Raw genomic sequence first — 21,856 nt, 5'->3', positions numbered from 1 at the left:
CAGGAAGGACTCCCCGTGACCACCGATCCCCGGGCAACCACCGAATACAAGTACCTACAGTACGAGACCCACGACGAGGGCACCATCGCCCGCATCGTTCTCGACCGCGTCAAGTACCGCAACGCCCAGAACCGCGGGCTCCTCGTCGAACTCACCGCCGCGTTTCTGCGCGCCGAGGCCGATGACGACGTGCGCGTGGTGATTCTCGCCGGAAACGGCCCGGTCTTCTCCTCGGGACACGATCTCGGCAGCCCGGACTACCTGGCCGAACGTAACCCCGGGCCCGAGCAGCACTGGTCGTATGCCTGCACCGGGGGCACGAAAGATGCCGTCGAGTCGCGATTCCACCAGGAGTGGCACTACTTCTACGAGAACACCCGCCGCTGGCGCAGTCTCCGCAAGATCACCATCGCAGAGGTGCACGGGAACGTCTTCTCCGCGGCACTGATGCTCACGTGGGCATGCGATCTCATCGTCGCCGCGGAGAACACGCAGTTCGCCGATGTCGTCGCCACACGACTGGGCATGTGCGGAGTCGAATACTTCGGTCATCCTTGGGAATTCGGACCTCGCAAGGCCAAAGAGCTACTCCTCACCGGTGACAGTCTCGATGCAGAGGATGCACGCGCGCTCGGCATGGTGAGCAAGGTCTTTCCCGCCGAAGATCTGACCGCAAAGACCCTCGATTTCGCTCGCCGTATCGCTCAGGTGCCGACAATGGCGGCGCTGCTCGTGAAGGAATCGGTCAACCAGAGCCAGGATGCCATGGGCTTCTCCAGCGCACTGGACGCCTGCTTCACGATCCATCAGCTCAACCACGCCCAGTGGACCCATCTGTCGGGCGGCAAAGCAGTGGTGGGGACTCCGGAACTCGGAATGCCCGACTGGAAGACTGCACCGCCGATCAGGCGGGCGGATCCGCACGCTCCCTGACGGCAACCGTCGTCACAGGTCAGGATTCAGTGCGTGCAACCAGTCGCTCGTAGCGCTGTCGAGCCGCCTGCGTACTCCCCAATCCGAGGCCGAACGCGATTTCCTGCCAGGTCATTCCGTGTTCACGGGCGATTCCGAGAACCAGCGCCTCGAGCTGATCCATCTCGGACCGAGCCTTCGGAATGAGGCCCAGAGCAGCAGTGATGTCGGCGGCGTCCACATCGGGTTCGTCCGGACCCGCCTGGTGGACGCCGCCGGCCAGTGCGGCGACGATGCGGATCGCACCCAACGGGTCGAGCATTTCCGGATGGGACTGGCGGGCACGTTGTTCCGGTGTTGCACCGTGGCGTTCGGCAATCCGGAACAGGCCGGCGTACTCCCGATGGGCACGCTCACGACTGGGGTTCGGTGGGGTGAATTCCTCGTTCGTCATACCTACAGCGTGAGCCGTGAACGCTATGTTGTCAACATAATGTTGCAGTATGATGTTCACGGCTCGGTGGCTGCAACTCAGGACGGACGGTGCTCGAGCAGTACCTCGTCGAACAGTGCGTCGACGAATGCCGTCGTGTCGAGCTTCTCAGGGCTGTACCACTCGGCGAAACCGGCATAGTCCACGCTGTTCTCGTAACCCAGGTCGGCTACCGTCGCCTTCCATTCCGCCGAGGTGTCCCGTACCCGCGAAACGAATTCGTCGCCGCCGGGGGCAGTGTCCGCAAGCTCGTCCACGATCGCCTCGTTCTTCGCGATCAACGCATCGCGCGCGTCGTCGGCGAACGGCTCGGCCGAACCGTCGAACTGGGCAATCGTCGCCGAAGCGTCGACCGTCCCCTCCCAGATCTTGTTCATGCTGCCTTCGATGAACACATCGAGCCGATCCCACATCAATTGCTGCGCCACGAGCGGAAGACCCTCCCATACATCGACATTCATCGCCAGAGTGCCGGAGGTATTGACGAATCCCGCCTCGGGATCGATCACGACGTGCGGCGCGACCTCCATGATTCCCGCGATCCTGCCCGCGGTCAGTGTGGTGGCCGCGCATGCCGCCACCCCGCGCTGGAGGCTCTCGTAGTATTCGGTGTACCCGATCGACACGGGATTGCCCCCGAGCGCAGCGACCTGCGTACCGAGGGTCGCCGAACCCGATGCGATCGACTGGCCCTTCAGTTCGGCCAGGTCGTTTCGGGCCTGCCCACAGATCAGGGCGATCGAACCCGAGTTGAACGACGGGACGAGCACCACCATGTCATGGTCTTCGTACTCGGACAAGAATTCCGGCGACGAGAACGCCACGTCGACCGGCCACGCATTCGACGACAGGCTCCCGACGATCACGCTGTTGTCCGACAACACACTGGCGTTGTTCAGTGCAAAGGTGACCGGGTACTCCTGAGGTTCGTAGGCCCCCATGACCTGGGCCATGTCGAGACGGCCGTCCTGCACCGCGTCGTCCGACTCGGTCGGCGACGCCACACCGTTCGAGTACACGATCTCGAAGGTGATCTTGCCTCCCGACCATTCGGACACCGCTCGGGCGTAGTTCTCGATGTGCTGGCCACCCGAGGCATCCTTCGCCGCAGGCGACTGGGTGTGGATCACAATCGGGTCCACGGACTCGAACGCCTGCTGGTACTCCTCGATACTCGCCCCGTATTCGACACCCACGCCACCACCTCCGCCGCCGGTGCCGGTCGACTCGGCACAGGCCGCCAATACGGTCGCACCCGCAGTGAAACCTGCGACCGCACACGCAACCGATCGAAACTTCATGATCGACTCCCTCATTTCCTGATGGTCTCCGCTGATTGTGCCGAGGTGGTGCTGGGCCGAGGCGCGCCCGAATCGCGCAGACCGAGGCACTCGATCTCGGGGAGGACCTCCGAGGCGAACAGCTCGAGGCTCCGCCACCCGATCTCGGGTGGCAGACCGCCCATGAGCGGCTGGAACATCAGTTCGGACTTGTCGCCACGTTCCCGGGCGAACTCGACGCACTGCTGTGGCGTGAGCACGACGAACTGCGGCTGCTTCTTCAAGTCGTCCACGGTCTCGACGTGTGTATATCCCGTCGTGCCGACACCGCGCTCCTTCGCCCACTGCGCGTTCATGTTGGTCGTGTACATCAGGTGCGGCGCGAGCAGTTCCCAATCACGATCGGGATCGTCGGTCACGTGCAGGAACAGCGGGCCCGCCGGCGCGGGGCGCGGCGGAATCGGCAGCCCCAACCTCGTGCGCTCAGCATCGTACAACTCGTACAGGCGATGCTTCTCCGATCCGGCAGGCATGTAGTTGTCGCCGAGTCGGGCCGCCCGCGCCGCCGACGCATCGGCCGAGCCGCCGATGTAGATCGGGGGACGCGACGGTCCGACGGGCATCGGGCGCACGCGCACCGTCTTACCCCGGAACTCGAACTGCTCACCGGTCCATGCCTTGTCCAGGACCTCGACGATCTCCTCGAGGATGCGGACCCGGCGCTTCATCGGCACGTCGAACATCTCGAATTCGTCGGGTCGGTAGCCGATCCCCATCGTCATCTCGACGCGGCCACCACCGCCCACCAGATCGAGTGTCGCGAGATCCTCGGCGAGCCGCAGTGGGTGATGCAGCACCGCCACGAGCGCCGAGAAATGGACGTGGATCCGCTCGGTACGTCCGAGCATCGCCGCACCCAGAATCATCGGAGACGCGCAATAACCGTCCTCGGCACCGTGATGCTCGGCGATGTACACGGTCTCGAACCCGAGTGAATCCGCCCAGCCGGCCTGTTCGACCGCTGCCCGGTAGAGGTCGACTGCGGGCGCTCCGATCGAGGGTGCGCGCATGTCGTAACGCAATGACAGCCTCATCACGGTTGCCTTTCTCCAATCAGCCGGTCCCGCTCGAGGGCGAAGGTCGGCAAGGTGTGGGTCTCGAAGACGGTCGGCGACAGAACCACCTGGTCGCCGATCCGGGGGGTGTCTGCTCCTTCGCCGACGAGGTTCGTCACGAGGCGCACACCCGGCGCGTCCTCGAACTCGACCAGCGCCACCGTATACGGCGGGGCCGATCCGGACGGCAGGAACGCGCGGTACACGACGGTGAACGAGTGGATCACTCCCCTGCCCCTGACAGCGCGCCATTCGAAATCGCCGTCATGACCGCACGGGCAGCCCGGCCCCGGGTACCAATGCCATCGCCGGCACGAAGCGCACCGCGGGAACACCAGTTCACCTCGGCTCACGCCGTCCCAGAATGGCTCCAGTTCCGGAATATCTTTCGGCGGTGCGAATTCCGGCACTGAGACGGTCGAAACGGCAACGTCCGATTCGGTCACGCTCCTCACCCGTCCTTCGTCAGGATCAGTGTCGTGTGCTCGCCGCCGGCCAACGCAGCGACCAGCGCGATCGACGCATCGGGTACTTGTGCCTGCCCACGGCTACCGCGAACCTGGCGCACCGCTTCGATCACGTGGACGATCCCGGGAATATAGGCGTACGCGAGGTGACCCCCATGGGTATTGACGGGCAGTGAACCTCCCGGCCGCGTGTGTCCGTCGCGGTGGAACTCCACCGCCTCACCGCGACCGCAGAGCCCGAGATCCTCCATCTGGATCGCCTGCGAGATGGAGAAGCAATCGTAGATCTCGGCAACATCGATGTCCGCCGGGGTGAGTCCCGCATCGGCGAACGCGCGCGGACCGGACACCGAGGAACCGAACGAGCACATGTCCTCGGCCTGAGTGAAATACGAGGTCATGGACGGACCCACGGCGACGGTCGACGATCCGGCCACGAGGACAGGTGCGCCTGTGAGATCGCGCGCCCGCTCCGCCGTGGTGACGACGAGTGCGCCGGCACCGTCTGAGATCAAGCAGCAATCCGCAGACCGCAGCGGCGACGCGATCATGGGTGAGGCAAGGTAGTCGTCCTCCGTGAGCGGCTTGGGGCGCTGCGCGTTCGGGGTCATCGTTGCCCAGACCCGGTTCGACACGGCGATCGAGCCGAGCGCATCGGGCTCGATTGCGTAGGTATGGCAGTAGCGCTGTGCCCACGCTGCGAAATACACCGGTTGGCCATACCAACCGAACGGCATTTCCAGACTTGCCTTCACCGGATCCTGTGCGTGGAAGCCATAAGGGCCTCCGGGTTTCGATCCGGCGTAGCCGTAATACACGAGCACGGTGCTCGCGCGCCCGGATTCGACTGCTGCGCGAGCGGTCTCGACAGCGGCCAGCGGGCCCGCACCCGCGGGAATTCCGGGAGCAGCCGTGTACGTGCGATCGATCCCCAACGCCACCGACACCTCGTCGGGTCCCGGATACGTACCCGCTGGGACCACTCCGTCGATGTCCGACGCCGTCAGCCCCGCATCGTCGAGTGCGCCGCGGCACGCGTCGAGGACGAGTTTCGTGATCGGGCGATCGACCGACCGGCCGAACTGCGACTCACCGGCCCCCACGATCGCCGCGGCAGCAGCTGTCGCGTTCACGCGCGCAGTCCACGCCACGCCGTCGTACCGCCGTCGACTGGCACGACGATCCCGGTGAGGAACGACGAATCGTCGGACGCCAGGAATGCGGCGACCTTCGCGATCTCGTCGCCGGTGCCGAATCGGGGGATCAAGTGTGCACCGACCATCGATCGCTTCCGCGCTTCGCGGGCCTCATCGGTGTCCGCAGCGTCGAGGTAGGCACGACTCATCGGGGTTTCGATCGAACCGGGAGCGAATGCGTTGACCCGTACGTCGGGAGACAGCGCGATTGCGGAGGTGCGAGTGAGCTGGATGACCGCGGCTTTACTCGACGGGTACGCAGTGCTGACGTAACCGACCATGCCCGCCACGGAAGCGGCATTGATCACCGACGGCCCGCGAACCGAATTCCGCAGATGTGGTGCTGCAAGTTTCGTGGCAAGCCACACCGACTTGACGTTGATCGCATACACCTTGTCCCACACGTCCTCCGGAAGCTCCTCGAAGCTCGTGTGTTCGGTGAAGGCGTTCTCCATGACACCGGCATTGTTCACGAGCGTGTCGAGACCACCGGCCGCTGACACAACCGTGTCGATCATGCCCCCGATTGTAGAACTGTCCGCGAGGTCCACGGTGATCGCCACGGCCGACACACCTATCGCTTCGATCTCGGCGGCCACTTCCTTCGCGCCATCACCGTTGAGGTCCGCGACACCGACGAATTCGGCACCGCGCCTGGCATATTCCAGCGCAATGTCGCGACCCATGCCCTGCGCCGCTCCGGTGACCAGTGTCCGCTTGCCTGTCAGCATGTTCTGCTTCCCTTCTCCGTCGGCTGCGCCGACGACATCTCGATCAAGACCGGGCCGTGGCCGCGGCAGTGCGTCCGGCTTCCAGCAATGTCACAGGCTGCTCGTATCGCCCGCTGGTGTAGGGCGATCGACCCGAGATGCCCGTCATCCCGGCATCGACCGGAAACGTCACTCCGGTCATGTAAGCGGCCTCGTCGCTCGCGAGGAAGAGCACACCGGCGGCGACGTCCTCCGGTGTGAGAGCACGGTTGTTCATCAGCGCGCTGTCGCCGAGTGCCGCGGTGGCGCCGGCGAGATCGTCGGCGCCGGTGGCCACTACGGCAGCGGTCATGGGCGAGACCACGGCTCCGGGAATCACGGTGTTGACCCGCACCCCGAACGGCCGCAGTTCGGCGGCGACCGAGTTCGACAGGCCGATGACCGCGGCCTTCGCCGCGCTGTACACGTGCGGCCCCACACCGCCGAGAACACCGGCCGGGCTCGACGTCGAGATGATGACACCCGATCCCTGTGGTTTCATCACGCGGGCCGCGTGCTTGAAGCCACACAGCACGCCACGGAGGTTCACCGCGAGGGTCAAGTCCGCCTCGGCCATCGGGGTCCGATCGATCGGACCCAGCGTGCCCATCACACCGGCGTTGTTGAACATCACGTCGAGCCTGCCGAAACTCGCGACGGCGAGATCCACTGCTGCCGCGACATCCGATTCGACGGTGACGTCGGTGCGTAGGAACCGGATCCGCTCGCCGAGCCGGTCGGCGAGCGCGCGACCTGCCTCCTGCACATCCGCTATCACGACGGAAGCGCCCTCTGCGTGCAGCGCCCGCGCCACGGCCTCACCGATACCACTTGCGCCGCCGGTGACAACCGCAACCCTACCCTCGAATCGGTTGCTGATCCGTATCACGGTCGACCGTCCCCTTTCCTCAGCACTGCGAGATCGTGTTCGAATCTTTTTCTACCCAAGTAATTTTCACTCCTCTATAGTCGACTGACCGTGTCCGACAGAGGAGTAACATGTCCGCTGAATCCCGATTGCAGACTCTGCTCGACGATCTCGTGTCGAGGGTGACCACACTCGAATCGGAGCGGGCCGCGTCCGGTCTGATGCACCGATACGCGGCCCTGCTCGACAACCCGGCCCCGGAGTCGCTTGCGTCCCTGTTCACCGACGACGGGGTGCTGGCGACCGGTCGCGGCACTCACAGTGGACGCGACGAGATCGCCGGGTTCTTCCGATCCGCACGGGCGGCGGATGATTCCGACAAGCGCCATTTCATCTGCCAGCCCGAACTCCGGGCATACACACCCGACCGCGTGCGCCTCCAATGCTACTTCGGTTACACCGCCCGAGCAGGAGACGGTTCCGGAATAGGCTGGGGCACATACACAGCCGAGGTATGCACCGACTCGGGTGAAGCGCTGTTCGAATCGTTGACGATCGACCTGCATGTCGGAACCGATCTCGAGCGAGGTTGGGGCCGCTGACCTACCGGGTGACGGTGATCGCGTGCTCCGGGCACGCGTCCACCGACGCCTCGGCCTGACCGACGAGTTCGGCCGGAACTTCGAAGTCCTCGCCGGCCTGCGCAACGAAGCCCTCTTCGTCGTCGCTCAGCAGATCGGGCGCGACCGAGTAGCAACGCCCGTGCCCCATGCACTTCTCACGCACGATCGACATCGTCGTTCCGGATGTCCCGGCCATGTCAGACCTCCCATTCCAGTTCGAGTTCCTTCAGAGTCAGCTGCGAGCCACGCTCGATCAGTGCGGCACCGTCCTTGATCCGATACTCCGGGATCAGCTTGTGCCATTCCTCGAGCACGACGGCGAGTTCGAGCCGCGCCAGGTGCATACCCAGACAGCGGTGCGGTCCGGCACCGAATGCGAGGTGCTGATTGATCCCCGGCCGGCCGAGAACGAACTTGTCCGGGTCGTCGTATTTGCGGGGGTCCCTGTTCGCCGATCCGATTCCGAGCCAGATCACGTCCTTCGCGGCCATGTCGATGCCTTCGAATTCGCAACTCTCCTGCACCTCACGTCCCGCCTGGATCACCAGCGGATACATCCGGATGAACTCCTCGACCGCATCGCGCGTCGACTCGGGCTCCTCGATCAGCATCCGGCGGTCGTCGTCGTGCGTCGCGAGGTGGGTGAAGATGTATCCCAGCGCCGACCGAGTGGTGTCGAGACCGGCAAGCATGATCGACATACAGGTGGTGAGAATTGTGTCGTGCGAGAGGGTTTCACCGTCGAGCTCGGCCTCGACGAGACGTGTGACCATGTCCTCGGCCGGGTCGCGGGGATCCCTGCGCCGTTCGTCGATAGCGGCGGTGAAGTAGTCCAGGATCTTCTGCTTCGGAACCGCGGCGCCATCGAGGTCGCCCTGGAGCATGCAGTTGAACATCTCTTCGGTCCACGGCAGGAAGAAGTCGCCGTCTTCGACGGGCAGCCCCATCAACACCAGGAACAGATCGGTCGGGTACCGGATGGCGAACTCCGCCACGAAGTTGCAGTGACCTTTGGGTGCGAGTTCCTCGAGCAGTTCCACACAACGGGTGTGCGCCAGTTCCTCCATGCGCCGGACCGCTGCCGGCGCGAAGAACGGATTGATGATGCGACGGAACTTCTGGTGTTCTTCGCCGTTGAGATCCTGGGGAAGCAGCGGGATCTTGCTCTCGGGGAACAATGCCGTACGAACTGCCGTCGTCCAGTTCTTGTGATTCTGGAATCCCGCGAGGACATCCTCGTAACGCGTCAGCATCCAGAAACCACGTTCGGTCGTGTCGTTGAAGTGGAACCGCGCGGCTTCACGTTCTTCATCGAGAATTGTGTAATGCCCGTATATTTCGGACTCGTTGGTGTAGTCGGTGTGGCTGACGGGGCAGCCGGTTCCGTGCGTCATGCGTTTCCTCCGATTGCGGTCAGGACGGGCGGTGCGGCAGGAAGATCTCCTCGTAGACCTTCGCGCTGTAATCCTCGAGATCGAGCGCCTCCGGGCTGTACCACGTGGCGAACTCGTCGTAGGTGACATCGTCGTAGAGCTCCGACAGGGTGGATTCCCACTTCTCGGTCGACGCGCCGATGCGGTCGACGAATGCACCACCGTCGTCGAACGCAGCGTTGGTCCGCTGCGCCTCGAGGAGATTCTCGTTTTCCGCGGCGAGTGCGGCGCGGGCATCCTCTGCGTAGGGGCCGACGGTGCCGTTTGCAGCGAGGACTGCTTTCATCCCGTCGGCGGTGTTCGGCAAGATCTTGTCTTCGATGTTCGACTCGACGTACACCGTGAGGCTGTCCCAGATCAGCTGCTGCGCGACGAGCGGAAGTTCTTCCCACGCTTCGGTGCTCATGGCCATTCCGCCCCAGCCTACCGCGAGGCCCGCGTCGGGATCGACGACCACCTGCGGTGTCTGTCCGAGAAATCCGCCGAGCATGCCGACGGTGAAGGATGTGACGGAGCAGTCGGCGATACCGCGCTCGAGCGCCTCGAACAGCTCGGTGTAGGCGATCGACACCGGTGTTGCGCCGAGAGACTCGACCTCGGAGTTGATCGAGAGGCCGGATGCGGTCACCTGGGCACCCTTGGTGGCAGCAAGATCTCGGCGTTCGGTAGCGCAGAACAATCCGTTGGAACCGGAGTTGTACGCGGGCAGCAGCAACTTCATGCCCTTGTCCTCGTACTCCGCGACCAGCTCCGGCGTCTCGAATGCCACCTCGTTGGCCCAGGCATTGGACTGCAGCGGTCCGAGCACCGGCGTCTGGAGGGACACGAAGCTCGAATCGATCAGAGCAGCTGTTGCCGGATACTCCGACGGTTCGTACTGCGGGATCACGTGGCCGAGGTCGAGTCGACCGTCCATCAGTGCATTGTCGATCTCCGCGGGGGGCGCAACGGCGTTCGAGTAGGCGACATCGAAGGTGATCTTGCCGCCGGACCACTCGGTGATCCGGTCGAGGTATTTCTCCACCGGAACGCCGGTAGCAGACCCCCTGGGGGCTGGCGATTGAGTGTAGAGCCGGATCGGATCGACATCCTCGAATGCCGCGATGTAATCGTCCTTGGTGGCACCGTACTCGACGCCGTCGCCACCTCCGCCGCCGGCGGCAGACGCCGATTCGGCGCATCCCGCGACAAGTGCTGCGGCGAGCGCCAGGACAGCAGCCGAGCCACAGATCGATCTCGAGCGGGTGGTGCGGGAAAGGGTCATGCGCTGCTCCGTCTCTTGGGGTGCGTAGCACACTCACGCATCCGTGATGCAAATCACGACTATCATGCGCATGATTAGTTCCATTGTCAACACTTGTTCATGACGCAGATCACCAGAACGTCGATGCCCGGAAATGGCCGAACGGCGGGGCGACCGTAAAGGTCGCCCCGCCGTTGTGGGCCGGATCAAGGACGAGTGCGCGTCAGTGGACGGCACCCCAGGCTATGGGCGTCTCCAGCGCGGCCGGATAGTGCTTCTCCTCGTAGCGCCAGATGCCGGCAATGTGCTCCTCCATCGCGACGAGCGCGGCCTCCGGGTCGCGATCGGCGACGGCGTTGTAGATCTTCTCGTGGATGTCCAGGGTCGCGCGGCGGTGCCGCTCCGGATACTCCATACCCATCGCCGATCCGTCCAGCATGTCGAGCAACGCGTGAATGAGGTAGCCGAACAAGGCATTTCCCGACCCCTTCGCGACGGTGTCGTGGAATACGCGACTCATCTCGAGGAAGATCTCACCGTCGTCGAGGTTATCTCGCATGTGTTCGACGGAGTACTTCAGATCGGCCAGCTGCTCCTCGTTGATCCGCTCCGCGGCGAGTTTCGCCATCATCGGCTCCAGCGCGGTCCTCGCCTCGACGATGGTCCGGAACGGTGCGTTCTCGAACTGCAGCAGGAGCGTGATCGACGTCGCCAGGCCCTCACTGTCCGGTTGCTGGACGATCGGACCCCCACCTGGACCCGGCTTCAGTGAAATCACGCCCTGCAGTTCGAGGAACCGCAGCGACTCGCGCAAGGTACCCCGACCGACGTCGTATTCGTCGAGCATGACACGCTCCGGCGGCAGCCGATCACCGATCTTGTTTCCTCGCCGGTTGATATCCTGAACGATCCGCTGTGCCACCAGCATCGCCGTCTTCTGCGGCCGTAGGCCTGCCCGTCCCATCGATGAACCTCCGCCGTCCGAACTCCCCCGGGTTCCCGGACCGAGTACCCCAGATCAAATCTATGACAATCTTTACACTATAAGAGACGCGTGACAACGATTTCTTGAACATTCACCCAGTAGGTAGATGTCACGCGAGCTCGGACACCTCGTCCACCAGGCCCCATCCGAAGGCGCGACCGACGTCGAGAGCACTCGCGGTGACGAACAGATGCATCGACCGCCACCTGCCGATCCTGCGCGGAATACTCGCCGTCCCCCCGGCTCCCGGAATCAAACCCATCGACACCTCAGGAAGCCGGAACACCGTTCCCGGAGCCGCGACCACCCGATTCGCAAATGCCGGAATCTCGATCCCCGCACCGACGCAGTGCCCGTGCACGCGCACCTCGGTCCGATCCGCAAGCCGCGCCACCAGGCGTCCGGCGCCACCGCGAGTGCGAATCAGATGGGCGGTGGCGGTGTCGGGTGTGCGTCCGAATTCGTCGAGGTCGCCGCCGGCACAGAACGACGGACCCGCCCCGTCCACCACCACACGCTCGATACTGTCGTCGAGCTCGGCGAGGCGCAGCGCTTCGACCAGGGCGTCGCGCAATTGCGTCCCGTAGGCATTGCGCCGCTCGGGTCGGTTGAGCGTGACCTGCAGTGTGCTGCTCTCCCGCGCGACGAGGACCGGGTCGGCGGGTGCGGGCGGCGGAAGCGGTCGAGGTCCGCGTTCGTCGAGCCACCGCAGGAACTCGGGGCCACCCTGCAATGTCGAGTACCCGAGCGATTCGATGTCGATCGCGGCAGCCACCCCGACAGTGTCGGCGGCGCGCAGCACATGCCGAACGACCAGCGACGCGTGCGGATTCTGCGCGACGGCATCGCCGAACGCCGACAGGCTCGCGTCCAGGTCGTCCGTGCCGACCACGGTCGACGTCCGCGGGTCGGGCCCCACTGCGTAGGTCAGATCGAGGGACTCGAGGAGAGGCGCAAGGGCCGTGTCGTCTATCGACGCACCGGTGAACCTGCCGACGAGCAGGTGATCGCTCCCCCTCGCACGCTCTGCCGCGCGCTCGATCACCGAGTCGGGCGCGTCGTCGAGGTCGACGATCAGAAGTGGGTGGACGACCGCAGCACCGGCGCCGAGAACCGGCGCATCGGCGATGCCGTCCGCAAGCTCCACGACGGAGATCGTGTTCGTGCCCATCAGTTCCGCCCTTGTGTTCGCTGCCCGACCGTCCCGGGCAATGTAGCATCACAAACGTGTTCGAATCCCCGTCCGCGGACTCCGCGCGCGACTGGGCCGAGAGCGGAATCGCTTGTCTGACCGGCAGGCCCGACGGCCCTCCCCTCATCCCACCCGGACGCGCCGCGACCCTGGCGCGTGGGATGACAGCACAGATCGAGTCCGCGACCAACGGAGCGGTACAGCTCGACGGGGCACGGCTGCTGTCCGAGCGGGCCGCGTTCACCGGACACCGGCGTGCCGGTGCCGTCTCGGCCGGCGGCTCGTGCAGGTTGCTGCCCACCGCCGACGGCTGGGCCGCGGTCTCGTGCGCTCGCCCCGACGATCCGCTACTTTTCGGGGCGCTGGTCGGTGCCGACGTCGGCGAGGATCCCTGGCCTGCCGTCACCTCGTGGCTTGCGGGACACACCGGCCAGGACCTCCTCGAACTCGCGGAACCGCTCGGCATTGCGGCAGGCCCGGTCTCGCCGGTTCCTGCCGCAGCACCACAGCCCCTCGTTCCTCGCGCTGTAGACGGGTTGCTGGTCGTCGATTTCAGTTCGCTGTGGGCCGGTCCGCTGTGCTCACATGTTCTCGGCCTCGCGGGCGCCCGCGTGGTCAAGGTCGAGACCCCGACGCGGCCGGACGGCGCACGCCTCGGCAACGCCGACTTCTACCGCCTGTTGCACGGCGGGCACGAGTCGGTGGTGCTCGATCCCGGCGACGACACAGAGCGCCGAGAACTCGCGCAACTGGTGACGGCAGCCGACATCATCATCGAAGCATCCCGCCCGCGGGCACTCGCCGGATTCGGCCTGGACGCCGACCGTTTCGTCGCAAGCGGCGGCACGTGGGTGTCGATCACCGCGCATGGCCGCGATTCCTTCCGCATCGGCTTCGGCGACGATATCGCGGCCTCAGCGGGATTGATCGCGCACGATGCGCAGGGTCCCGTGTTCGTCGGCGACGCCCTTGCCGATCCGCTCACCGGCGTCACAGCGGCCGCTCTCGCACTGTCCGCACCCGCAGACGGCAGCGGAGTCCTCTGGGACGTGTCGATGTCGGCCGTCGTTTCGTCGACGTTGACGCACCACCCAGACGATTCTGAGCGAATGTATCGTTCGTCTCCTCCACTCGACGCAATGTGCCATTCGCTCCGAGGACGCTGGTGGGTCGAGGCCCCGTCCGGCATCGTTGCACTCGCAGAGCCGCAGCGCCGTGAGCCCGCGGGTGACGTCGCCGAATCCGGCCGCGACACATCGAAGATCCTGTCCGAGTTGGGCATCCGATGACCGAGGTCGTCCTGCGCAACGTCGAGGTCGAAGGCGTTCCCGGTCTCGACGTTCTCGTTCGCAGCGGTGTGATCGCGCGGCTCGGAAGGGAACTCGAGTCATCCGAGCGGTGCGACATCGTCGACGGCAAGGGCGGCGCACTGATCCCCGGCCTCCATGATCACCACATCCACCTGCACGCGCTGGCGGCCGATCGCGTCTCTATACGATGCGGGCCGCCCGATGTGACCTCGCCCGATGATCTCGCGCGTGCTCTCGGCAGCGCTGCCGGCGAAGGGTGGATCCGCGGCGTCGGATACTTCGAGTCCGTCGCCGGGATGCTCGATTCCGAGGTCCTGGATCGTCTGCACGCCAGGCGGCCCGTACGCATCCAACACCGCAGTGGTGCCATGTGGGCCTTGAACTCCGAGGCTGCTCGACTCGCCCGGCTCGACACAGCCGATCATCCCGGCGTCGAGCGCGACGGCACCGGCCGTCCCACCGGGCGGATATGGCGGGCCGACACCTGGTTGCGCGAACGACTCCCTGCCGCCTCACCCCCGAGGCTGGATGCGATCGGCGCGGAACTCGCACGCTTCGGTATCACCGGTGTCACAGACGCGACCCCCGATCTGACACCGACCACGGCCGCTGCCCTCGTCGATTCACATGTCAGCGGTGCGCTTCCTCAGCGTCTGCATCTGCTCGGCGCACCGCACCACCTCACCCCGAGTGCACCGGACTGCACTGTCGGTCCGTACAAGATCGTCATCGCCGACTCGGCCCTCCCCGACATCGACGATCTCGCCTCAACCATTCGTCGTGCCCACGCGGCAGGTCGCGCTGTCGCGGTGCACTGCGTCAGCCGCGAGGCGTTCGTGATCCTCCTCGCGGTCCTCGACGAGGTCGGCTCCCGTTCTGGCGACCGGATCGAGCACGGCGCCCTCGTCCCGGCCGAATCTATCGACGACCTGCGACGACGAGGAATCCCGGTGGTGACGCAGCCCGGATTCCTCGCAGCCCGCGGCGACGCGTATCTGCGCGATGTCGATGCCGCGGACCTGCCCGATCTCTACCGCTGCCGCAGCCTGATCGACGGTGGAGTCCCCGTCGCGCTGTCGAGCGACGCCCCGTACGGCCCTGTGGACCCGTGGCAGGTCATGGCGGCCGCCATCACGCGACGCTGCCCCACCGGGGACATCGTCGGTGCGGTAGAGCGGATCTCGCCGGCCGACGCACTGGACCGCTATCTTGCGCCTCTCGACGACCCCGGCGGATCGGCACGTCATGTGACGACCGGCGCCGAGGCCGATCTCGTCCTGCTCGACGGGCCGCTCGCGGATGTCCTCGGCGAGCCCGATGCAAGCAGGGTTCGTGCCACCTGGATCGGTGGCCGCTGCGTCTACACGATGACCTGATCACTGCGGCTCTGCAATACGGACTGCAGTGGAGCGATGACCTCGCGTCCGAACCGTTCGAGTGTCTCCGGCGGTGCGAAGTCGTGGAAGCGGAGAACGAACAGTTCTACACCGCGCCGGTGTTCGAGCGCGATCTGTTCTGTCAGGGCATCACCCGTACCGATCAGTGGTGCACCCCAACCGCTTTCCGGGAGTCTGCGCGCAACCGATGCTGTCACGTCGGGTATGTCTGCCGCAGTGTCCGCGAATCCCACCGCGTACTGGACCGAGATCCGGGCATCGCCCTTCAGTGGCGCGAGTTCCTCGAGCCGGTTCCGTGCGTGGCCTACACAGTTCCACCAGTCGGCGTGGCGTGCGACGAGCGGCATCGTCAAGGTTCTGCCCGCACCACCGATGTGCACCGGAATCCGGTCCTGCACGGGTGTCGGCAACCCGTACGCACCGCGCATCCGGAAGTGCTTGCCGTCGTAGTCGAACTGCTCGCCCGTGCACATCAGACGGAAGATCTCGAGCGTTTCGTCGAGGGCTTCCGCGCGCTCCCGGCGCGTACCGACCTCGATACCGAAGGTCTCGAATTCCGCCTCCACCGAGCCCCAGCCGAGCCCGAGGTCGAGTCGTCCGCCGCTGATGTGGTCGACGGTGGCAGCCATTTTTGCGAGCAAGGCCGGATGCCGGAACGGCGCGCATCCCACCAGGTGTCCGAGTCTCATGGTCGAGGTGGCACCGGCGAGTGCAGTGAGCAACGTCCAGCTTTCGAGCGAATCCGTCGGCCTGCCGCCCGGCGAATACAGGTGATCCATGAGCCAGAACGAGTCGAATCCGGCCTGTTCCGCTGCCACTGCCCGGGCCTTCACCTCGCCGACGCCGAGACGGAACTGCGGAACGAACACACCGAATCGAATTGTCACCGGTCACTCCCCGAGATCGACGGGATGGGCGTCACGATACCGTCCACGTGCTGGGGCCGTCGAGCAGCGCTTGCAGATCGGCCCGTTCGTCGCTCACAGCGGCCGCGACCTGGGCGCGTGCCTGGTCGTCGTAGGTGGGCCGCGACACCGAGCGCACGATTCCCGTGACCGTGTAGGTGAGATCCTGCGCCGACAGCCGCGACAGCGCATAGGCATTTTCGGGGTCGTCGCTGTGAGCGTCGTGCACGACGATGTCGTCTCGGTCGACGTCCGTGATGGGCGCTACCCGTAGCCCGAACCCCCTGCGTACGACGCAGAGTTCGTCGTCGGTTCCGAAGATGATCGGCTCACCGTGACGAACGTGGATGAGGCGGTCCTCGGCGTTCTCCTTGCGGAGCGCATCGAACGAACCGTCGTTGAAGATCGGGCAGTCCTGAAGGATCTCGACGAAGGCTGCGCCACGATGTTCGGCCGCCGCGAGCAGGACTTCGGTGAGCCCTGCACGGTCGGAATCGAGCACACGCGCGACGAAACTCGCCTCGGCGCCGAGTGCGAGTGACATCGTGTTGAACGGCGCATCGATCGACCCCATCGGTGTCGACTTGGTGATCTTGCCGGATTCCGATGTGGGCGAGTACTGCCCCTTCGTCAGCCCGTAGATGCGGTTGTTGAACAGTAGGATCCGCATGTTCACGTTGCGGCGGAGGGCATGGATCAGGTGGTTTCCTCCGATCGACAGCGCGTCGCCGTCGCCGGTCACCACCCACACCGACAGGTCGGGTCTGGTCACGGCGAGGCCGGTCGCGAAGGTCGGGGCTCGGCCGTGGATCGAATGCACTCCGTAGGTGTCGAGGTAGTACGGGAACCGCGACGAGCACCCGATACCCGACACGAAGACGATGTTCTCCCGCTTCAGACCCAACTGCGGCAGCACGGTGCGGACCGTCGCCAGGATGACGTAGTCGCCGCAACCCGGGCACCACCGGACTTCCTGATCGGAAGTGAAATCCTTCGCCTTCTGGGGGCTGTCGGTGCGCGGCACTCCGTGGAGGGCGCTGATCCCGAGGTCGGACCCGACAGGCCGGTAGGCACGTCCGTTGTGCACGGCGCCGTTCGTTGTGTCTCCCATCATCGATCACCTCGCTGGATCGTCGCGGCCGCGGAGGCCGCGGCGGGGGTCTTGGCGCTCTCGGTATCGCTCAACGTGCCGTCGAATTCGTCGAGGATCGCTTCGAATAGTTCGTCCGCACGGAACGCCATGCCGGCGACCTTGGTGACGGGCTGGATCTCGGCGTCGCACCGCGCTTTCAGCAGCATGGACAGCTGACCGAGATTCATCTCCGGAACCAATACGCGGCGATAGCCTTTCAGGATGTCGCAGAGGTTCTTCGGCATCGGGTTGAGGTGTCGCAGGTGAGCTCTGGCGACCGCATGGCCGCTGCGGCGGGCACGGCGCACCGCCTCGCCGATCGGACCGTACGACGAACCCCAGCCGAGGACGAGAATCTCGGCATCACCTGTGGGGTCGTCCACTGCGAGGTCGGGTACGTCGATACCGGCGATTCGAGCCGCGCGCACGCGGGTCATCAACTCGTGATTCGTGTGGTGATAGGAGATGTCCCCGGTGCCGTTGGCCTTCTCCAACCCGCCGATGCGGTGTTCTCGGCCTGCGGTGCCGGGGATCGCCCAGTCGCGCGCGAGTGTCACAGGGTCGCGTGCGTACGGCTGGTAACCCGGGTCCGCGTCGGGCTGGTAGCCCTCGTTGTCGCCGCCCGATGGTGTCGCGAATCGGGGTTCGATCGGGGTGAGAGCATCGACCTCCGGAATACGCCATGGCTCTGAACCATTGGCGATCGCGCCGTCGGACAACAGCATCACCGGGGTCCGGTACGTCACGGCGATGCGGGCCGCCTCGACCGCAATGTCGAAGCAGTCGGCGGGCGACTGCGGCGCGACGATCGCAACCGGCGACTCACCGTTGCGACCGAACAACGCCTGCAAGAGGTCGGCCTGCTCGGTTTTGGTGGGAAGCCCGGTCGACGGCCCGCCTCGCTGGACGTCGACGACGACGAGCGGCAGTTCGGTCATCACCGCCAGCCCGATGGCTTCCGATTTCAGCGCGACCCCCGGACCCGAAGTGCTGGTGACCCCCAATGCACCGCCGTACGACGCTCCGACCGCCGCACCGATACCGGCGATCTCGTCTTCCGCCTGGAAGGTGTGGACACCGAAGCGCTTGAGTCTGCTCAGTTCGTGGAGGATGTCCGACGCGGGCGTGATCGGGTAGCTGCCGAGGAACACGCCCATGCCTGCCGCCTTGCCTGCGGCGACCAGTCCGTACGCGAGGGCGGTGTTGCCGGTGATCTGCCGGTAGGTGCCCGGCGGCAGATCGGCGCGGTCCACTTCGTAGGTAGACGCGAAGGACTCGGTCGTCTCCCCGTAGTTCCAACCCGAATGCAATGCAAGGATGTTGGCACGAACGATGTCGGGTTGCGACGCGAACTTGACTTCGAGAAAGTCCTCGACGGTGGTGATCGCACGACCGTACATCCACGACAGGAGACCGAGCGCGAACATGTTCTTCGCGCGGTGGGCCTCCTTCTTACCCACTCCGGAGGGTTCTACCGCGCCGAGCGTCATGGTGCTCATGGGGACGGTGTGTACCTGTAGGTGCTCGAATGCGTCCGAGTCGAGCGGGTTGCCGTCGTAGCCCGCCTTCGCGAGGTTGCGCTTGCTGAATTCGTCGCTGTTGACGATGAGGATGCCGCCGTCGGGTAGATCACCGGCATTCGATTTCAGTGCTGCCGGATTCATCGCCACGAGCACGTCGGGTCGGTCGCCGGCTGTGAGGATGTCGTGGTCGGCGATCTGGATCTGGAAACTCGACACCCCCGGCAGCGTGCCCTGCGGTGCTCGGATCTCTGCCGGGAAGTTCGGTTGCGTGGCGAGATCGTTCCCGAAGGCCGCAGCTTCGGCGGTGAATCGGTCTCCGGCAAGCTGCATGCCGTCGCCGGAGTCTCCGGCGATGCGGATGACGACCTGGTCCAGCCTCGTCACTTGCCTGGTCACGTGCTGGTCGGGCTCGGTCACGTGCCTGGTCACGTGCTGGTCCGGCTCGGTCACGTGTGACGTGCGGGTGTCCTTCGACTCCATACCTGTCTCGCTTCCCCCGGGCCTGAGCGGTCCGGCGCCTGCGCTCCATAGTCGTCTTCTGTTGCGGACATGCAACCGGTTCCAGAACTTTCTGTGGAACTTCCCGGCTACGAACCCAGCACCGTGTCGCCGACGAAGCGCAGTACCTGCGGCCAGGACAGTGCATATGCGTCGGCGTTGATCGGGTTCGCGTGTCGGTCCCGGCTGCTGAATCCGTGCTCGGCACCGGGGAAGACCGAGATGATGCTCGCGCCCGCGGTGCGGTTCTGCAGCGCGGTCTGCAGTTCGGCGAACGTCGTAGGTGACATGACGGTGTCGGCGCCCGCGTGAAGGATCATCACCGGTGCGGTGATGCGTGACGCCGACTCGACTGCCTCGACCGTGTGATTCGGCGGCGCGGGGACCAAGATCGACGGGTGGTAGGCAACCACATTCGACAGCCGCGGGTCGCCGCCGCCGAGGATCAGGGCCAGCCGGCCACCGAGGCACCACCCGATCACCCCTATCTTCGACAGTTCGAGTTCGCCGTAGGCGTGCTCGAGCAGGGTGTTCAACTCGGCGAGGACGGTGTCGTCCTGAAGTTCGCCCATCCACTCCACCAGCTCTTCCCGTGGGGTGTCGTCGGCGCTGTGTCCGTGCCAGGGGTCCCAGACGAGTGCGGTGACGCCGGTTTCTGCGATGTCCTCGGCGTACTCGCGGACCTGATGGTTGATACCGGTGATCATGGGCAGCAGCAGCATTCCGCCGCTGCTTCCGCCGAGTGGGCGAGCGAGAAATGCCCGGAGACCACCGATTTCGACGAACTCCGCTTCGATGTCGGTCACGTGATGTCCCTTTCGATGATGTACCTGCCGCTCATCATGCCGATTACCGAGCAAAGGACACCCTTTTCCCACTTGGTGAGATTTTCGAGAATGTCATTTCCCTATGCGATAGGGTCGTTACCAGTCCCGCACCGGACAGGACCGGATCAACACGCGAGACCTCGACAACACTCGGAAGGACGGTGGCCATGACTCGCACCGCACTCGTCAGCGGCGGCACCGGCGGTCTCGGAGCCGCTGTGACCGCGCATCTTCTCGACACCGGCTGGCGTGTCGTGGTCCCGTGGGTGGCCCCCGGAGAACTCGAACGGGTCGGTACTCATCCGAATCTGCACCTCGTCAAGGCCGACCTCTCCGACGAGCAGCAACTCGAGGATGTCCTGGCGGTCGCGGCCGACGACCCCGGCGCCCCGCTGTTCGGTGTCGTCAACCTGGTCGGCGGATTCTCCTCCGGTCCGCGAGTCCACGAGACGCCGATCGGCGTGCTCGATTCCCAGTTCGACCTCAACGTACGCACGGCCTACTCCGTCAGCCAGGCCGCGCTGCCCCACCTGATCCGTCGCGGCGGCGGATCGATCGTCTGCATCTCCGCCGCCGCGACTCACAATCCGTTCTCGGGCGGCGCGTCGTACATCGCGTCGAAGGCGGCGGTCTCGGCACTGGTCGAGACCATGGCCGTCGAGTACCGCGACGACCACATCCGCGTCAACGCACTGCTCCCCGTCGTCATCGACACCCCCGCCAACCGCGCGGCGATGCCCGACGCCGACACCAGCCGGTGGTCGCAGCCGGCCGACGTCGCGAAGGTGATCGAGTTCCTGCTGTCCGATGCGGGGTCGCCCATCACCGGCGGACTGATCCCGGTGACGAACGTCGGCTGAGCAGGCCGAGTCTCGATTAGCATCGTGCGCGGATCGAATCGAGACCGAAGGAGCATCAGTGCGTCTGCGCGACACCCCGACAGTGGAAGTCACCGGAACCTTGCCCTGCGGTCCGGAACAGGCCTGGACATTGGTCACCGACATCGAATTGCCGACCGGCGCCGAGGGCGAACTACAGCGTGCGGAATGGCTGGACGGAGCCGACGGGGTCGCGGTCGGAGCCAGGTTCCGCGGGTACAACCACAGTCCACAGATGGGCGAGTGGCACACCGAACCGGAGGTCGTCGAAGTCGAGGACGGGCGCCGTTGGGTGTGGCGCGTGGGCCCCGCCGAGGCGCCGATCGCCTTCTGGGGTTTCGAGGTCGATCCCACAGCGGACGGCTGCGTCGTCCGACAGTGGGCCAAGGTCGGTACCGGTAGATCGCCCTTCTCCGATTTCATCGAGCAGCATCCCGACAGGGAGGGCGAGATCGTCACCTACCGACTGGGCGTCTGGCACGACGCCATGACGGCCAACGTGGAGCGGCTCGAACAACTCGCGGCGGCCCTCATACGGGGGTGAGCCGACCCAACCTCCTGGCCCGGTCGGCCGCGCGACGCTCAGAGTAGTTCATCCCTCCCCAGATGCCGTGCTGTTCGGCGTTCCGAAGCGCGTGGTCGCGGCACTCGCTGATCACCGGGCACGTGCGGCACACCTTCTTCGCATCGTTCTCGGCGCCGGCTACCGGGCCGCGACCCGATTCCTTCTGCGGAAAGAAGACGGATGTGTCGAAACCCCGGCAGCGCGCGGCGAGCATCCATTCCCTGTCGTCCAGCCCTGCCGCGCGGTGCAACCCTGCCATGTCGAT

At 65.3% G+C, this 21,856-nt stretch carries 23 protein-coding genes; 6 read left to right on the top strand and 17 right to left on the bottom strand.

Annotated features, from left to right (window positions below; genetic code table 11):
* Positions 1 to 15 precede the first annotated feature (15 nt).
* The gene (locus tag Q7514_RS05455) at positions 16 to 933 is read left to right on the top strand and encodes an enoyl-CoA hydratase (protein WP_330132234.1); all 918 of its coding nucleotides are present in this window, start codon (positions 16 to 18) and stop codon (positions 931 to 933) included.
* Between the two features lie 19 nt (positions 934 to 952).
* Here Q7514_RS05455 and Q7514_RS05450 read toward each other — a convergent pair whose 3' ends face one another.
* The 7 genes from Q7514_RS05450 to Q7514_RS05420 form a co-directional block, all read right to left on the bottom strand.
* On the bottom strand, positions 953 to 1,366 hold the full coding sequence (locus tag Q7514_RS05450; RefSeq protein ID WP_330132233.1) for a DNA-binding protein: 414 nt from the start codon (positions 1,364 to 1,366) through the stop codon (positions 953 to 955).
* Between the two features lie 77 nt (positions 1,367 to 1,443).
* A complete protein-coding gene (locus Q7514_RS05445) occupies positions 1,444 to 2,706 on the bottom strand; it encodes a type 2 periplasmic-binding domain-containing protein (protein ID WP_330132232.1) in 1,263 nt (420 codons plus the stop codon).
* A gap of 11 nt (positions 2,707 to 2,717) precedes the next feature.
* Positions 2,718 to 3,755 carry an LLM class flavin-dependent oxidoreductase gene (locus Q7514_RS05440; protein WP_330132231.1) on the bottom strand — a complete coding sequence of 346 codons (1,038 nt, stop codon included), beginning with the start codon at positions 3,753 to 3,755 and terminating at the stop codon, positions 2,718 to 2,720.
* 23 nt (positions 3,756 to 3,778) lie between these two features.
* Positions 3,779 to 4,153 (bottom strand): Zn-ribbon domain-containing OB-fold protein, encoded by a 375-nt coding sequence (locus Q7514_RS05435; RefSeq protein ID WP_408016046.1) that lies wholly within the window; start codon positions 4,151 to 4,153, stop codon positions 3,779 to 3,781.
* Positions 4,154 to 4,251: 98 nt separating this feature from the next.
* Positions 4,252 to 5,400, bottom strand: a complete 1,149-nt coding sequence (locus Q7514_RS05430) for a thiolase family protein (protein WP_330132230.1) — start codon at positions 5,398 to 5,400, stop codon at positions 4,252 to 4,254.
* Positions 5,397 to 6,194, bottom strand: a complete 798-nt coding sequence (locus Q7514_RS05425; protein WP_330132229.1) for an SDR family NAD(P)-dependent oxidoreductase — start codon at positions 6,192 to 6,194, stop codon at positions 5,397 to 5,399. Before Q7514_RS05425 ends, Q7514_RS05430 begins: the two co-directional genes overlap by 4 nt.
* Positions 6,195 to 6,237: 43 nt before the next feature.
* Positions 6,238 to 7,101: an SDR family oxidoreductase gene (locus Q7514_RS05420; protein ID WP_330132228.1), complete on the bottom strand. Its 864-nt coding sequence runs from the start codon at positions 7,099 to 7,101 to the stop codon at positions 6,238 to 6,240.
* A 110-nt stretch (positions 7,102 to 7,211) separates the two neighbouring features.
* Between Q7514_RS05420 and Q7514_RS05415 the strand changes: the two genes are divergently transcribed.
* Complete coding sequence (locus tag Q7514_RS05415) at positions 7,212 to 7,682, top strand: nuclear transport factor 2 family protein (protein ID WP_330132227.1); 471 nt, start codon at positions 7,212 to 7,214, stop codon at positions 7,680 to 7,682.
* Position 7,683: 1 nt separating this feature from the next.
* On the opposite strand, the gene Q7514_RS05410 is transcribed toward Q7514_RS05415, so the two are convergent.
* The 5 genes from Q7514_RS05410 to Q7514_RS05390 form a co-directional block, all read right to left on the bottom strand.
* Positions 7,684 to 7,899, bottom strand: coding sequence for a ferredoxin (locus Q7514_RS05410; RefSeq protein WP_330132226.1), 216 nt, complete (start codon positions 7,897 to 7,899; stop codon positions 7,684 to 7,686).
* A 1-nt stretch (position 7,900) separates the two neighbouring features.
* Positions 7,901 to 9,097 (bottom strand): cytochrome P450, encoded by a 1,197-nt coding sequence (locus Q7514_RS05405; RefSeq protein ID WP_330132225.1) that lies wholly within the window; start codon positions 9,095 to 9,097, stop codon positions 7,901 to 7,903.
* 19 nt (positions 9,098 to 9,116) lie between these two features.
* Positions 9,117 to 10,400, bottom strand: coding sequence for a type 2 periplasmic-binding domain-containing protein (locus Q7514_RS05400; protein WP_330132224.1), 1,284 nt, complete (start codon positions 10,398 to 10,400; stop codon positions 9,117 to 9,119).
* 202 nt (positions 10,401 to 10,602) lie between these two features.
* On the bottom strand, positions 10,603 to 11,343 hold the full coding sequence (locus Q7514_RS05395; RefSeq protein WP_330132223.1) for a FadR/GntR family transcriptional regulator: 741 nt from the start codon (positions 11,341 to 11,343) through the stop codon (positions 10,603 to 10,605).
* A 130-nt stretch (positions 11,344 to 11,473) separates the two neighbouring features.
* The gene (locus Q7514_RS05390; RefSeq protein WP_330132222.1) at positions 11,474 to 12,535 is read right to left on the bottom strand and encodes an enoyl-CoA hydratase/isomerase family protein; all 1,062 of its coding nucleotides are present in this window, start codon (positions 12,533 to 12,535) and stop codon (positions 11,474 to 11,476) included.
* Between the two features lie 56 nt (positions 12,536 to 12,591).
* On the opposite strand from Q7514_RS05390, the gene Q7514_RS05385 reads away from it, so the two are divergent.
* Together Q7514_RS05385 and Q7514_RS05380 are read left to right on the top strand one after the other, a co-directional pair.
* Positions 12,592 to 13,845, top strand: coding sequence for a CoA transferase (locus Q7514_RS05385; protein WP_330132221.1), 1,254 nt, complete (start codon positions 12,592 to 12,594; stop codon positions 13,843 to 13,845).
* Positions 13,842 to 15,242 carry an amidohydrolase family protein gene (locus tag Q7514_RS05380; protein ID WP_330132220.1) on the top strand — a complete coding sequence of 467 codons (1,401 nt, stop codon included), beginning with the start codon at positions 13,842 to 13,844 and terminating at the stop codon, positions 15,240 to 15,242. The genes Q7514_RS05385 and Q7514_RS05380 overlap by 4 nt, the downstream gene beginning before the upstream one ends.
* Here the strand turns inward: Q7514_RS05380 and Q7514_RS05375 are convergent.
* From Q7514_RS05375 to Q7514_RS05360, 4 genes are all read right to left on the bottom strand, one after another.
* Positions 15,227 to 16,150: an LLM class flavin-dependent oxidoreductase gene (locus Q7514_RS05375; protein WP_330132219.1), complete on the bottom strand. Its 924-nt coding sequence runs from the start codon at positions 16,148 to 16,150 to the stop codon at positions 15,227 to 15,229. The genes Q7514_RS05380 and Q7514_RS05375 overlap by 16 nt on opposite strands.
* 31 nt (positions 16,151 to 16,181) lie before the next feature.
* On the bottom strand, positions 16,182 to 17,279 hold the full coding sequence (locus Q7514_RS05370) for a 2-oxoacid:ferredoxin oxidoreductase subunit beta (protein ID WP_330132644.1): 1,098 nt from the start codon (positions 17,277 to 17,279) through the stop codon (positions 16,182 to 16,184).
* Positions 17,279 to 19,303, bottom strand: coding sequence for a 2-oxoacid:acceptor oxidoreductase subunit alpha (locus tag Q7514_RS05365; RefSeq protein WP_330132218.1), 2,025 nt, complete (start codon positions 19,301 to 19,303; stop codon positions 17,279 to 17,281). Before Q7514_RS05365 ends, Q7514_RS05370 begins: the two co-directional genes overlap by 1 nt.
* A gap of 107 nt (positions 19,304 to 19,410) precedes the next feature.
* Positions 19,411 to 20,127: a dienelactone hydrolase family protein gene (locus tag Q7514_RS05360; protein WP_330132217.1), complete on the bottom strand. Its 717-nt coding sequence runs from the start codon at positions 20,125 to 20,127 to the stop codon at positions 19,411 to 19,413.
* 188 nt (positions 20,128 to 20,315) lie between these two features.
* Between Q7514_RS05360 and Q7514_RS05355 the strand changes: the two genes are divergently transcribed.
* Positions 20,316 to 21,008 carry an SDR family NAD(P)-dependent oxidoreductase gene (locus Q7514_RS05355; RefSeq protein ID WP_330132216.1) on the top strand — a complete coding sequence of 231 codons (693 nt, stop codon included), beginning with the start codon at positions 20,316 to 20,318 and terminating at the stop codon, positions 21,006 to 21,008.
* Positions 21,009 to 21,066: 58 nt separating this feature from the next.
* A complete protein-coding gene (locus Q7514_RS05350) occupies positions 21,067 to 21,570 on the top strand; it encodes an SRPBCC family protein (RefSeq protein WP_330132215.1) in 504 nt (167 codons plus the stop codon).
* Here the strand turns inward: Q7514_RS05350 and Q7514_RS05345 are convergent.
* Positions 21,557 to 21,850 (bottom strand): WhiB family transcriptional regulator, encoded by a 294-nt coding sequence (locus Q7514_RS05345; protein WP_330132214.1) that lies wholly within the window; start codon positions 21,848 to 21,850, stop codon positions 21,557 to 21,559. The two genes, Q7514_RS05350 and Q7514_RS05345, sit on opposite strands and share 14 nt — an antisense overlap.
* Positions 21,851 to 21,856: the final 6 nt, after the last annotated feature.

It is taken from the genome of Rhodococcus artemisiae (assembly GCF_036327795.1).
Classification (GTDB): Bacteria; Actinomycetota; Actinomycetes; order Mycobacteriales; family Mycobacteriaceae; genus Rhodococcus; species Rhodococcus artemisiae.
Note: the sequence above shows the minus strand (reverse complement) of the source record. Positions and strands in the feature narration are given on the sequence as shown.